13 protein-coding genes are annotated in these 13192 nt (G+C 33.0%); 6 read left to right on the forward strand and 7 right to left on the reverse strand.

What is annotated here, in order from left to right; all coding sequences use genetic code 11:
- Positions 1-280: 280 nt before the first annotated feature.
- A complete protein-coding gene (locus tag OPR37_RS01785; RefSeq protein WP_264684966.1) occupies positions 281-877 on the reverse strand; it encodes a hypothetical protein in 597 nt (198 codons plus the stop codon).
- A 300-nt stretch (positions 878-1177) separates the two neighbouring features.
- Entirely contained in the window at positions 1178-1888 is a 711-nt protein-coding gene (gene ccmC / locus OPR37_RS01790; RefSeq protein ID WP_265016865.1) for a heme ABC transporter permease CcmC, read from the reverse strand.
- Positions 1889-2030: 142 nt separating this feature from the next.
- On the opposite strand from ccmC, the gene OPR37_RS01795 reads away from it, so the two are divergent.
- Together OPR37_RS01795 and ykgO are read left to right on the forward strand one after the other, a co-directional pair.
- The gene (locus OPR37_RS01795) at positions 2031-2849 is read left to right on the forward strand and encodes a pyruvate, water dikinase regulatory protein (RefSeq protein WP_265016866.1); all 819 of its coding nucleotides are present in this window, start codon (positions 2031-2033) and stop codon (positions 2847-2849) included.
- A gap of 61 nt (positions 2850-2910) precedes the next feature.
- On the forward strand, positions 2911-3039 hold the full coding sequence (ykgO, locus tag OPR37_RS01800; RefSeq protein ID WP_006015378.1) for a type B 50S ribosomal protein L36: 129 nt from the start codon (positions 2911-2913) through the stop codon (positions 3037-3039).
- Between the two features lie 212 nt (positions 3040-3251).
- On the opposite strand, the gene OPR37_RS01805 is transcribed toward ykgO, so the two are convergent.
- Positions 3252-3440 (reverse strand): hypothetical protein, encoded by a 189-nt coding sequence (locus OPR37_RS01805; RefSeq protein WP_007301926.1) that lies wholly within the window; start codon positions 3438-3440, stop codon positions 3252-3254.
- Positions 3441-3769: 329 nt separating this feature from the next.
- Positions 3770-5809, reverse strand: a complete 2040-nt coding sequence (gene recG / locus OPR37_RS01810) for an ATP-dependent DNA helicase RecG (RefSeq protein ID WP_052265032.1) — start codon at positions 5807-5809, stop codon at positions 3770-3772.
- Positions 5810-5953: 144 nt separating this feature from the next.
- Between recG and OPR37_RS01815 the strand changes: the two genes are divergently transcribed.
- Entirely contained in the window at positions 5954-6907 is a 954-nt protein-coding gene (locus OPR37_RS01815; protein WP_264684967.1) for a hypothetical protein, read from the forward strand.
- Positions 6908-7279: 372 nt separating this feature from the next.
- On the opposite strand, the gene OPR37_RS01820 is transcribed toward OPR37_RS01815, so the two are convergent.
- Positions 7280-7528 carry a hypothetical protein gene (locus OPR37_RS01820; RefSeq protein WP_007301923.1) on the reverse strand — a complete coding sequence of 83 codons (249 nt, stop codon included), beginning with the start codon at positions 7526-7528 and terminating at the stop codon, positions 7280-7282.
- A 363-nt stretch (positions 7529-7891) separates the two neighbouring features.
- Here OPR37_RS01820 and OPR37_RS01825 point away from each other — a divergent pair, with 363 nt between their 5' ends.
- From OPR37_RS01825 to OPR37_RS01835, 3 genes are all read left to right on the forward strand, one after another.
- Positions 7892-8446 carry a hypothetical protein gene (locus OPR37_RS01825; RefSeq protein WP_265016867.1) on the forward strand — a complete coding sequence of 185 codons (555 nt, stop codon included), beginning with the start codon at positions 7892-7894 and terminating at the stop codon, positions 8444-8446.
- 219 nt (positions 8447-8665) lie between these two features.
- Entirely contained in the window at positions 8666-9892 is a 1227-nt protein-coding gene (mtaB, locus tag OPR37_RS01830) for a tRNA (N(6)-L-threonylcarbamoyladenosine(37)-C(2))-methylthiotransferase MtaB (protein WP_007301920.1), read from the forward strand.
- Between the two features lie 59 nt (positions 9893-9951).
- Positions 9952-10866 (forward strand): outer membrane protein, encoded by a 915-nt coding sequence (locus OPR37_RS01835; protein ID WP_052265030.1) that lies wholly within the window; start codon positions 9952-9954, stop codon positions 10864-10866.
- A 279-nt stretch (positions 10867-11145) separates the two neighbouring features.
- Here the strand turns inward: OPR37_RS01835 and secD are convergent, their stop codons facing one another.
- Both secD and OPR37_RS01845 read right to left on the reverse strand, forming a co-directional pair.
- Positions 11146-12660 (reverse strand): protein translocase subunit SecD, encoded by a 1515-nt coding sequence (gene secD / locus OPR37_RS01840; protein ID WP_012481842.1) that lies wholly within the window; start codon positions 12658-12660, stop codon positions 11146-11148.
- A gap of 72 nt (positions 12661-12732) precedes the next feature.
- Positions 12733-13107 (reverse strand): hypothetical protein, encoded by a 375-nt coding sequence (locus tag OPR37_RS01845; RefSeq protein ID WP_007301917.1) that lies wholly within the window; start codon positions 13105-13107, stop codon positions 12733-12735.
- Between the last annotated feature and the right edge of the window lie 85 nt (positions 13108-13192).

The raw sequence follows: 13192 nt of genomic DNA on the forward strand, positions 1-13192 counted from the left end.
AAATCTATCTTCGTCTGCAGACTTTTCAACTTCATTAATTTATAATCTCTAGTTAAAGTATATTGGTATAGATAACTTCTATCATAGCTATATACATTTTTCTGAGTTTTTTTGTATTACTTAGGAGGATCATCATGTTTAAAATCATGGATTACGCATATCATTGACATAAATGCCTTAAAAGGACAAATGGTACCTACGTCCTCTTTATATAGATTATGTATTTGTTCAGATACGACTAAATTGTGTCTAGTGTAGAAAGAATTAGACAAATTCAGCCTTATATAGAACCAAATTCAACGAAAGTAGAATTATCCTCATTTCCATAATAGTAAGGATTTGCTTCTTGCGTATTATTAACAGCAGTTTTTAATAGTACTTCCTTATCACTATTCCATGCAACTTTCTCCATAATTGGAATATAATCCTTACACTTTTGATTATCTCCACAATCCTTGATTTTACTATCATCATTTAGATAACGCTTCAATGCATCATAGTATACTTTAGTGTTATTACCCTCTTTATCTATCATTTGTCCTAAGGTATTAACAAGTATCAATGGTGCAACTTGTTTTGCTTTTACAACACTTGTTTCACTGGACTCTCTAAAGAGATTAGGACATGCTCCTCTGGAAAAAAAGCTTTTGTTGAATTCTGGATTACTATGGTAAACGTTCGGGTAACAGAAACTCTTAATCTCTTCTTCTTGACACGCTAACTCTATTTGATCATCCACACATTTTTCACATTCTATATTACCAAGCCAGGATATTGAATTAAGATCCTCTGTAAAGGCAAATTTAAAATTTACTGCACCATAATTACCATTTGCTCCCTCTTCTATATATTTTGCAATCTTAGGATTACTGTACATCTCAGGATATAATTCCTTTAGTAAATCAGATGAACTAAAACCTTGACAACCTATCTTATTATCAACTTTATAAAAATGAGAATACGGCCCACAATTTTCATACTTGGAACAATCTGAGGTTACTTTTCGAGATGTAATTTCTCCATTTTCATTCTCTCCTTCATCGGTAACAGGTTCGCCCGTACCACTTCCTTTTTTACATTCTTCAGCTATTTTTTATACCACTCAGTCTCTGCTGATGATTGCTCTACATTTTAATTTCCGTAGCTGTTCACAACATTACACTCTGGAACTATATACCTAATATTGCATGCTGATTTCTCTCTTTATCTTCTGCAAATTAATTAAATGAAGGGCATTAAGTATCCACACTACTAAAAAAAGTGTGGTACAAAATATAAACATTGCAATGAGTGGCAGCAGTAAAGAACCTTCTATTGCTACTCCACCTTTTCTAAAAATACTTGCTGGCTGATGAAGAGTAGACCATAAATTCACAGAAAATTTTACTATGGGAATATTTATAGCACTAAAAATGGCAAATACTGCTGATGATTTCTCTGCTCTTGCTTGATTATCAAAAGCGCTCCACAATGAAAGATAACCAACATACAGAAAGAACAAAATCAGCATTGAAGTAAGCCTTGCATCCCATACCCACCAAGTACCCCATGTTCCTTTTCCCCAGACGCTACCTGTGATTAAGCATATTGCCGAAAAGACTGTCCCTGCAGGAGCAGCAGCATGTGCCAAAACACTAGCAACGCTATTGTTCCACACCAATGAAATGAAACTGAGTGATGCAATGAGTCCGTATATTCCAAGAGCAAGCCATGCAGAAGGCACATGAAGATACATAATTCGTACGATTTCTCCTTGTTTATAATCTCCTGGGGAGAAGAATAATGCTAAGAACATTCCAATTAAAAAACATGCGAAACAAATAACCCCAAGCCAAGGTAGAGCTTTTTTAGTAAAAGAAGTGAAATTTGTAGGCTTTAATAAAAACATTTGTTTTGAGAATAATTGTGTTAAGAATTTATCAATTAGTTTGAGTTTTATCAACAAGATAGTTTTTCTATATTTACGTAGTATAATAAATTAGCACAATTTCAGTAGCAGATTGCTTGCTATTATTTTTAGTATAACGTTGATGACCCTTAAAAAGCTTAACCTACACTTAGTGTCAGATTCAAGTGGTGAAACTGTTATATCAGTTGCAAAATCAGCCCTGAAACATTTTCGTTCTGTAGAAACTATCGAATATGTTTGGTCTTTTGTAAAAGGAGAAGAGCAGATCGATAAAATTCTGGAGGAAATTGAGAGAAAAAGTGATGAGCATAACTTTGTTATATGCACTATTACTGATGATGGGCTCAGAAAATATCTAAAAGATAATTGTATCAAGTTAAAAATTCCATATCGAGCAATATTATCACATATTATTAGAGAAATCTCATCCTATCTTGAAATTGAAAAGGATGAAAAACTTGACCTGTATACTGAAATAAATAACGAGTATTTTCAGCGCATTGAGGCAATAAACTATACCATTAATCATGATGATGGACAAAATATTCAAGATATTGATAAAGCCGATATAATTTTGGTTGGAATTTCACGCACATCAAAATCTCCCACCAGTATGTATTTAGCTTACCGAGGCTATAAAGTTGCAAATGTTCCTTTTGTTAGCGAGATACCCTTTTACGTCGACTTAGCAAAATTAAGAAATAAACTGACTATAGGAGTAACAATAGACGTAAGAAGGCTAATAGAAATACGCAAAAATAGACTGACTTCAATTAATAATGAAGGTAATAATATATATGCTGACCCTAGAAAAGTAGAAAAGGAAATTAAAGAAGCAGAGGAGTTCTTTAAGCAAAATAACTGGCCAATTATTGATGTTACGCAAAGGTCGATCGAAGAAGTATCAGCAACAATTATACAATATTTTAATAAAATTTAATCAATTGACTAACTCGCTGTAAGTGATAATAATGTAAGGTAATTCTATTCTTACTGTAGATATGAAAGTTAAAGGATCGCTAAAATCTCATCGTAACAGAGATAAAAATTGTAAAGTTGTGAAAAGGGGTGGTAAGGTTTATATTATAAATAAGGTAAAGCCAAGATGTAAAGCGCGTCAAGGTTCTTAGCTTTTTGTTTTCCTTTTTATGTCATATGTTTTTCATATGGAAGCATGGTTAGAAAGAAACAAAAACTGTTGCATAGCACTGCCCATTTCTTCTCTTACATTATATTTTGGTATTAACATGATTACAGGCAGACGTGGCTTGTTAACATTAATTAACTTAAAAAAAAGAAATTAATTACGTGCGTCAACAAGTCCATGAATTTTAGTTCCACCCTAAGCCCTCTTGAGCTTGAGAATTTTTTCTATATATAGGCTGAGCATGAATGACATCTGATCATCAATTATGCAAATCTTGTTGTGCATACTTAAGTCATTTTGCCAAAATTCCCTTTTTGCATCACCTTTTAAACCTCTTGTGTATACTTCTGTAATTGTGGTAAATTTTTGATCATTGGCAGCCACTTCTCCACACTGCTTCCATACATATTCTCAACTTCTTCTCGCTTTTACTGTGTATTCCTTTTGTGCTCTTTAAAACGGTACCTTCTATATATATATTTATTGTCATTAGGCTAAGTTACCGCTTTTTTTCCATTTTTATACTTCCTGCCCTTGATTAATTTGACCTGCTAACATTTTGTTTACAGGGCCTGCTATTAACTCTGCACAATTTATTCTTATGGTAAAAACTTCTTCTTCACTCTTATTTTTCCTTAACTTGACGCATATGGTTTGTTAAATACTCCCGTCTGTCAAGGAATTTCTACTCATGAAGGTTATGGCTTGGAAGATTACTGAAATTTTGAAAAATGTAGTCTACTTCTATATTCAAATATATCAAGCAGTAATTCAAAATTAGCTATTGTACCTTTTGCACTATTATATGCAAGGTTGAGCAATTCTCTGTCCTCATATAAATCAGCAAATTTAAACTCCATGCACCCTGATTGTTTTGTGCCTAGAATATCTCCGCTACCCCTCAGCATCATATCCTTTTCAGCAATATAAAATCCATCTTGTGACTCACACATAATCTTTAACTTTGAATACGAACTTTTACTGAGATTGTCATATAACAGTACACAAAAAGACGGTTTATTTCCTCGTCCTACTCTACCTCTTAACTGATGTAATTGCGATAACCCGAACTGCTCTGCATTCTCTATAATCATAATAGTTGCATCTGGTACATCTATGCCAACTTCTATCACAGTGGTTGCAACAAGCAGAGAAAATTCATTTCTCTTGAAGGAAAACATCACTTGATCTTTCTGCTCTTGAGTTAGTTTTCCGTGTATTATTCCGACTCTATCAAAAAATGTCTTTTGTAGTTCCTGAAAGCGCATTTCTGCTGCGGCAATATTGAGTTCTTCGTTTTCTTCTATGTATGGACAAATCCAATATGCTTTTTCGCCTCTATTTATAGCATTTTTCAGTCTTTGAATAATATCTGATACTTTTTTAACGTTCATAATAACGGTTTTTATTGGCAATCTAGATTTTGGTTTTTCCCTTAAAATAGAACATTCAACATCACCATACATAGCTTGCTGCAAGGTTCTTGGAATGGGAGTTGCAGTAACAAAAAGTATATCGGTATTTTCTCCTTTTCCTACCAACCGATTCCTCTGTATCACTCCAAATCGCTGTTGTTCGTCTATGACTGCGAGTCCTAAATTTTTAAATGTAACGTTAGCTTGAAATAATGCATGAGTACCAATTACTATATTTAAAATACCACTTGCAAGTTCGTTCATAATAATCTTTCTTTCCTTGCGCGCAGTTTTACCGGTAAGCAAAGCAACTTTTATATCAGTACAAGATAGAGCTTCTTCGATCCAATTATAATGTTGCTCAGCCAAGATAGTAGTTGGTGCCATTAGAGCTGCTTGCATGTTATTTTCTACCACATTCAGCATCGCAAAGAGTGCAACTACAGTTTTGCCACTCCCAACGTCACCTTGCAGCAGACTTACCATGCGGTATCTGGATTTTTGTCTTTCTGAGATTTCATCTATCGCTCGAATTTGATCATTTGTTAATTGGAACGGTAATTCATTTAAGACCTGCTCTTTGTATTTACTCAATATTATAAATTCTTTTCCCTCTTTTTTTACATGATTTTCCCTTGCAAGCTTTAGTGCCAACTGGTACGCAAATAGCTCATCATAAGCAAGTCTTTCTCTGCAAACTTCTGCTTCTGCGAGTGAGCTCGGTCTGTGCAATCTTATGATGCTTTCTTTCCAATTCAGCCATTTCTTTTGCTTGATTAATGTTTCATCTATCCACTCTGGCAAATCAGGCAAATCTTTTAGATTAGAACTTATTATGTTTCTAATGCTCTTGTTAGTAATACCGCGACATAATTGGTAAACTGGCTCTATGCAGGCTATTTCTTTAAATTGATTGATATCAGATAACATATAATCTGGGTGAGTAATTTGCCAATGTTCGGCAAACTTTTCAAGTTTACCACTGATTACTATATCTGTTCCAACTGGAAATAATTTATACAAATATTTAACTGAGTAATTAAAAAAAACTATAAATAAATACTGACTTTCACTTTCAACGATTATTTTATATGGCCTACCTCTAACAGTGGGGCGCTGGTGCTCATACACTTTTGCCATAAAAGTTGTAAATTCTCCTACTTGAGCATCAGGTAGTGATTTACTTCTATCCACATAACTGAGCGGCCTATAAAACAGCAAGTCCATTACTCTGTCTCCACCGCAAAGTTTAGGCAATATTGCGGAATGAAACTTTGGTATATTCTCAATTTTACTATTTAGAAAAGTCAGCACACTTGACTGCTCATCAACATTCATACTGTGTAAAACCGTTTATTCATAATAGAGCCTTACTAAAATCCTGTCACCCTATTATGACTGTCTATGTTAAGTATATTATTGACATATTAACTATTTTTATGTATTATTATACTATCAGCAATTCATATCAAAGTATTAACAATGAACAACTCTACACAGGAAAAAAATGAAAATCCAGTCGTTACACTAAAAGCTCAGGCAGAAAAGTTTGATTTCAGTAAGTTAAGAGCTCCAAGAGATAATAAAGCAGCAAATTCTGGTGAAGCTATATATAAAGATTTTGACAGAATGGACTTTGTTATTAAAGACAGAAATATAGACAAAATCTTAATTAAAGCGCTGGTAAACAGAAATAAGGAAGGATTTGATAAGATTTGGGAAGAATATTGTGAAGATCCGGAAATCCCTAGTGATAAAAAAACTGATCAATATAAAGAAGAGATTAAAAGATTTTACGATTTAGGCAAAGAACACACGCATCTATTACCGAAAGAAGGAGATAAAAACAAGAGTTATCGTGCATTTGCAAAAGAAGTTTTTAAGGAAATATTTGAATATGCCAACGCTCAGGTTCCAAGTGACTCTATCTTAGAGGAATTGGTTACCAATTGTAATCAGGCAGGGTATGAAGCTATTGTATCTATAGAATCTCAAATTGCGCTTGAACAATATTCACTTATAGTATCTTCCCCTGAAAAAGTTATAAATATTGATTATGTTAACCAAAATAATGTGAGTATTAGGTCTGATATGAAACTACCTATATTCTTCCACGAGAGTAATGGTCAATTCGGTGATAAGGTATGTGATCTATCCAGCTCACTGGAATTTACACTTGAATCTCAAGATGGGAAAGATGATGTGATATATAAAGATGGCAAATTGTCACTTACTGTGCCTCGAAAATTGAGAGATTATAAAACTGATGGCATAAGTTTATTTGATATTATTAAAGAATATTTCTATAAATTCTGCGAGAAGTTAGGATTTAAATTAAAAATAGAACATGATTTAGGCGATTCAATCGAAGTGAATAGCCATCTGGAAAGTGTGCAGCCACCCATTCATAGCAATGAACACGAAAATACACTCTAAAACTAACAATTAAAATATCTCAAGTTCTGTTAGCTTATTTGCATAGTCAGTTGTACTAGACGCAACTTAATCTGACAGAAAAACTAATATCAATCTCTATGTTTGATGCTACTAATATTTTTCTAAAAAGCAATATGCTTGCTATCAAGAAAAGTCTGCATAGCAATATTTACCTAAATGAGGCCTTGTCTCAATTCCTAAATATAGCTGTGATTTTCTGGTTTATCATAGCCCATATCAGTCAAAATGCGCGATAATAGCACCATCAAAGAAAGATATATTAAAAAGATTAGCGGCAGTAATTGCAGTTTTCTCTGTTTGCCATAGCAACTCTTGAGTAGGTATCAATAATAATGATAATCTATATATCTGCTATAAAACCTCGAGATCCGTAGAATAGGGCTGACTAAGGTTCTCATACATTCCTGTATGCTGAGAACATAAAAGCTCTTTTGATTCTATTCCTAAATCCTCAAGTATTTGCTCCTGTTCAGCTATAAGTTCTAATAGCCCTGTTCCACTTTCACTTACTTCACTTCGTTCAAGACACATAAGTTCTGTTAACTCTGCTATGTCTTCTCTAGAAAGCTGATTTTTTTCAGAAAAAGTTGCTTCACTCATATGGTCCTCTTTTTGATATAAAGAGTATCTTATACAAGAGAATAACTAAAATAATCTAAACTCTTGTGTCATATTTGTAGCTTGGTGTAGTTATATGGTACATTTCAGATAAGAGTACTGATTATCTAATTGTAGGAGAAGACCTAGTCAAAATATAAAAAAGCAGTGGAATTTGGGGTGGTAAATTCAGAAGTGTCTGAATAACTGTGTGAACTAAGTTCGGAGGAGAATAGTATCAAGAAAGGAGAAAATTATATGGTCTTACCTTTATTGATGTATTAATTGAGAAGAGTTCTTAAAAGTTAATGTTTTGTTAGTTGTTTCATACTAAAATAGGCATATATAAATAATTAGGAGAATGTTATGCGGTCTAATTCCAATTCACTTAATAAATACGGATATGTATCTGATGCAAATGGATTGTCTCACCAACAAATGGGAATGTATGATGATTTAGGAAGATATGAAGTTGCTGATGAAGATATGATGTACCAAAAAAACTATGGTATTATTGGTGATAGTTTAAAAAAAGTAACAAATCTGACTGGAGATACAGCAAAGAGTATAGCAGATTACCTTATTAAACCTGTTAGTGATCAGGTTGCAAAGCAAATCGTTGTTCCATTAGGAACGGAGATTATAAGTAAAATTGTCGTACCTATTACAAAGAAAGTTGCAGAACAAAATCAAGACATGATAAAAGAGCTAACAGATAAACTCATGGTTCGCGTGGAAGATTTTGCTCGGTTACAAATAGAAAAATTAAAAGAAGACGTAAAGCAAGAGATAACATCAATACCAGGTAAAGTTTTAGAGAAGATAAAACCTTCTTCATGGCTTCCATGGAAAGCAGAAAGTTTGGATGAAACTTATTCTGACACTTATGTACCAAATGATATAGATGAATTTGCATGGTAGAGCTTCAAGGTTTAGCAAAATGTTTTTTGGTTTATATTCGCTTGAGGTTAACATCATTGGCCTTAAGCTTTTTTTAATGCTAAATGATCTTACTGTATATCTACAAATTCTTCCTGTGATTTTCAACTCTAGAGGTTATGCTTAAATTATAATATCTACCAAAAAAATAGTCATTTTGCTTGGATATTTGATATAATTTAGATCTATTAAAGCAAAAGCATGAATGAAGTAATAACATTTGGTTGTCGTCTAAATTTCTACGAGAGTGAGTTAATCAAAGAAGCATTAAAAAAAGCAAAGAGAGAAAATGTTGTTGTAGTGCATAGCTGTGCAGTGACAAACGAAGCAGAACGCCAAGTGAAGCAAAAAATACGTAAGATCTATAAAAACGACCCAAGTAAAGAAATTATCGTAGTTGGCTGTGCCGTTCAATTAGATCCTAAATCATATAGTGATATTCCTGGTGTAAGTAAAGTGCTAGGTAATCAAGACAAGCTAAGAGCTGAAAATTATCTACTAAATAATGATGAAATCTTAGTCAGTGATAACCAAGTAGAACCTATTCTCATTAATGGATTTGAAGATAAATCAAGGGCATTTATTGAAATTCAAAATGGTTGTAATCATAGTTGTACATTTTGCTCAATTACTGAGGCAAGAGGAAATAATCGATCTGTGCCAGTAAACAATATTATAGAGCAAATTAAGATTTTTATAGAAAATGGGTATCAAGAAGTGGTGTTTACAGGTGTTGATATTACTGACTTTGGTACAGATTTGTTTGGTAAGCAATCACTTGGTTCGATGGTTAGGAGAGTTTTAAAGGATATACCACAGTTAAAGAGACTAAGACTTTCCTCTATTGATGTTGCTGAAGTTGATGATGAACTAATGGATTTAATAGCTAATGAGTCAAGACTTATGCCTCACTTACACTTGAGTCTACAGTCTGGTAATAATTTAATACTAAAGAGAATGAAACGTCGTCACAATAGAGAACAAGTGATAGAATTTTGTCATAAAATGAAGAGCTTAAGACCTAATATAGCATTTGGCGCTGATATTATTGCTGGATTTCCAACAGAAACTGATGAAATGTTTCAGGATACAGTTGATTTACTGAAAAAAATAAATGTAGTTTATCTACATGCTTTTCCATATTCAGAGCGGAAAAACACACCTGCTGCACGGATGCCACAAATATCAGAGAATGTACGTAAAGAACGAGTAAAGCATCTAAGAGAAATAAATAAAGAAATGATGAGCAGTTTTTATCAATCTTTGCTCGGCACTGAGCAAAGCGTTTTGGTTGAGCAGAATAATATTGGTAGAACAGAAAATTTTGCATTAATAAAACTTACATCAAGAGTTCAAGCTAAAAGTATTGTGAAAGCTCATGTTAAAGGAATAGAAAATAATTGTTTAATTGGAAATATTATTTCTTAATTTTTGTACATTAAAGGAATATATGATATAGTAGTTATACTATAAGTGATAATTCATTTATGATAATTAGAATATCTATTGCTTTATTTTTCATCTTCGTTCCGTGTGTCTATTTTTTTATTACTTATATCAGTAACAATACACACATTGAGCAAGTGCAGCCCTTAAAATTAGAAACGGACAATAATGAAAGTGTGATACATTCTGAAGAAGTTACTGAAAAAGAAGTGCCAATAAAATGTCAAGAACTTGAAAGTAGTTCACCTTCTGTTTTCCAAGTAGCTAATCAGAAAAATATATGGCCAAGTATTGCAGATCAAGCTGAACCTACAAAGGAAAAATCAAAAAAACTTGATTTCTATGTTAGTGCTAATGGTGGTAAGATATATTCTGATAGCTCAGAAGTATTTGTGGAGGGTATACGTGCAATAGGAAAAAGAATTCTTGCTTTAGCTGAGGGCCGTTATGGTGGTTTTCTTTTAGACCTATTCTTAGGAGATGAAATTAAAAACATAAAAAAATTTAACGGTAAAATTGATTTTCAGTGGCTTAGCAGCATATCTGTAGGTTACTATGCTGGAGAAAATGGCCGAGTTGATTTTGAGACCATGTATTCTAAAGTCAATATTGAAGATAGTAACTCTCCTCCGGTATTTGATAAATCAGCAAGTGTATCTGCATTCTTATTAAATTTTTACTATAACCCTAATGTTCAAAATACTCAATTTGCTCCGTATATTGGTCTTGGTATAGGATCAACAGTTTTTAGATTAAAAAGGATTGATAAATCATCTAAAAATTTAATGCCACTGAATGTTCCTTGGCTTGTTTATCAAATAAAGCTTGGTGTTGATTACTCAGTAATTCCAGAAGTTAAAACCTTTCTCGGCTATCGTTACTTTAATATTCCAACACCTATTGCAGACGATATATCCACTCATAATATTGAAGTTGGTTTGATGTTTAATTTTTAGTAATAATATCTTTTCAATTCTAATATCCTGATTTCCATTCAGAAATTTGATAAATCTATCCATATCTTTAATCTTATGGCCATATCCTTTGTGATAGCCTGAAGATGGTTTCTGTTTCTTTTTTCCTTTTCTTCCACAAATATATTGGTTTTATGCTCACTAAATTGGTGAGCATGTTACAACGTTTTTGACGACGAAAAGACTGGATAGCTACTTTCATGACAACCATTTAGTTGTCTTTTCTCGTCTATCTTATTTTGTCACTCTGCTGAACAGATACTAAAGTACTAGCTTTTGTGGGTTGATGCACAATTCTATCAGAAGTTTTGTGACTATAATTGCAGAAAACATCGAGCATAAAACTCCTATCGATAAAGTGATAGAAAATCCTCTAATTGCTCCGCTACCAATAATGAACATTATTCCTGAAGCAATTAGTGTAGTGAGGTTTGAATCAAGAATTGTTTTTATTGCGTTTTTAAATCCTTCTTCAATGGCACGAGCTGTTCTTTTTCCTGCTCTTATTTCTTCGCGGATGCGTTCAAATATTAAAACATTTGCATCCACTGACATGCCAACAGTTAGCGCAATTCCAGCAATTCCAGGGAGAGTAAGAGTTGCTTCAAGTAAGGTAAGAATGAGTAGTATAGAGATTACATTAAAAACGAGTGCAACAGACGCTAATAAGCCTAATTTGCCGTAAGTAATGATTATAGATAAACCAACGGCTATGATAGAGATTATTGCTGCAATTTCTCCTGCTTTTATTGACTCTTCTCCAAGGCTTGGACCAATGTTTTTTTCTTCAATTATTTTAAGTGGTGCAGGTAGTGCACCTGATTTTAAAAGTATTGCAAGTTCACTCGCTTGTTTTTCAGTGAAATTACCGCTAATTTCTCCCTCTCCATTTAGAATAGGTTCACGTATTGTTGGTACAGTTAAGACTGTGTTATCTAAAACAATTGCAAAAGGCTTTCCTACATTTTCTTTAGTAATTTTTGCAAATTTTTTACTTGCTATGCTGTCGAATTTGAAATGTACTGTTGGTTTACCTAAATTGCCAAATCTAACTGATGCGTTAACTAATGAATCACCGCCTATTTCAGTTTTGCGGAATATCGGGTAGGAATTACCCAAAGAATCCTTGAGCATAATCGTAGTGTCATGATCGATATCTTGCATTTTAGCTACATTGGTGTTTGCCAAATGGAAGGCCAGCTTGGCTGTTTTGCCAAGCAGAGATTTTATCTGCTGAGTGTCTTCTACTCCAGGAACTTGGACTAATATCTTATTTTGTCCTTGTTTTTGCACACTTACTTCCTTAGTACCAAGCTTATCTAAGCGTCTTTGAACATTAACTATTGACTCTGAAACTACTTCATTGATTAATGAATTCTTATAATGCGGTTTATATGAAATGAAAATTGCAGTATTTTTTCTACTCAATTCTAAATTTGGGTTTATTTTATGTATTAACGTTGAAACTTTTTTGTAATCATCAATATTATTTAAAGTTACAACCACTTGTTTATCGTTTTTTGCGCTAAATTCAATCTTTTGTGTTAACAGACCTTCTTTTATTTCATCGGTTAGCATGCTTAGTTTCTCTTTGAAGTAAAAATCTAAGTCTACATTTAGAAGCAGAGATGATCCACCTTTCAGGTCAAGCCCTAAATTTATTCTCTTTTTTGAGGTAAAGAACTTATTATCAATAAAATTTGGCAGTATTATATATAAGGACAGCAAAAAAATTAGTAACACTGAAAGAGATTTAACTATTATCTTGTTTGGCATAAATTTAAACTATATTAGTGCATTGTAGACCGAATAGTTGCTAATCACAAGCACCTAAAAGATTAGGACCGCCTAAAGCCCTGATCTATAATTGATGGTCTGCGTTTGTTTTTCTAAAATATCATTATAAATCCATGAATGAGGTTCAGAGGTAGCTTTAAGATTCTCTATTTGTTTATTTTTTCTAATGCTATCAATCGGAAGGTAAATGCATAAACCAAGTATTGAGAAAGTAACTATGGTAGCTGGTATGTGAATAGCAAGAAATTCACTATAACTTGGATCTTTCCAACCGAGAGGACTAGATAGAGAAGGATGAGAGGAAAATCTGGGAATTGCTACTACTGCACTTAATGCTGTTAGAATAATAGCGACAGTAGTACATACAAGAGGTAAAATATTCTTTTTATTAAATCTGCCATTAGAATCTTTTAAAATATCAAACATACATACTCCTAGATTACTAAATGTTCGTGATACTAAGGGCTAATTGTAAAATGTTCAATAACTAAATTGGAGATAATAAAAAATG

The sequence above is a fragment of the Wolbachia endosymbiont (group B) of Lycaena phlaeas genome (assembly GCF_947251875.1).
In the GTDB taxonomy this organism is placed as follows: Bacteria; Pseudomonadota; Alphaproteobacteria; order Rickettsiales; family Anaplasmataceae; genus Wolbachia.

What these genes read in the sequence shown, in the direction of transcription:
- OPR37_RS01815 (WP_264684967.1), top strand. Translation starts at nt 5,954, where the DNA reads ATGAACAACTCTACACAGGAAAAAAATGAAAATCCAGTCGTTACACTA.
- OPR37_RS01820 (WP_007301923.1), bottom strand. Translation starts at nt 7,528, where the DNA reads ATGAGTGAAGCAACTTTTTCTGAAAAAAATCAGCTTTCTAGAGAAGAC.
- OPR37_RS01795 (WP_265016866.1), top strand. Translation starts at nt 2,031, where the DNA reads ATGACCCTTAAAAAGCTTAACCTACACTTAGTGTCAGATTCAAGTGGT.
- mtaB (WP_007301920.1), top strand. Translation starts at nt 8,666, where the DNA reads ATGAATGAAGTAATAACATTTGGTTGTCGTCTAAATTTCTACGAGAGT.
- ykgO (WP_006015378.1), top strand. Translation starts at nt 2,911, where the DNA reads ATGAAAGTTAAAGGATCGCTAAAATCTCATCGTAACAGAGATAAAAAT.
- OPR37_RS01845 (WP_007301917.1), bottom strand. Translation starts at nt 13,107, where the DNA reads ATGTTTGATATTTTAAAAGATTCTAATGGCAGATTTAATAAAAAGAAT.
- ccmC (WP_265016865.1), bottom strand. Translation starts at nt 1,888, where the DNA reads ATGTTTTTATTAAAGCCTACAAATTTCACTTCTTTTACTAAAAAAGCT.
- recG (WP_052265032.1), bottom strand. Translation starts at nt 5,809, where the DNA reads ATGAATGTTGATGAGCAGTCAAGTGTGCTGACTTTTCTAAATAGTAAA.
- OPR37_RS01785 (WP_264684966.1), bottom strand. Translation starts at nt 877, where the DNA reads ATGTACAGTAATCCTAAGATTGCAAAATATATAGAAGAGGGAGCAAAT.
- secD (WP_012481842.1), bottom strand. Translation starts at nt 12,660, where the DNA reads ATGCCAAACAAGATAATAGTTAAATCTCTTTCAGTGTTACTAATTTTT.
- OPR37_RS01825 (WP_265016867.1), top strand. Translation starts at nt 7,892, where the DNA reads ATGCGGTCTAATTCCAATTCACTTAATAAATACGGATATGTATCTGAT.
- OPR37_RS01835 (WP_052265030.1), top strand. Translation starts at nt 9,952, where the DNA reads ATGATAATTAGAATATCTATTGCTTTATTTTTCATCTTCGTTCCGTGT.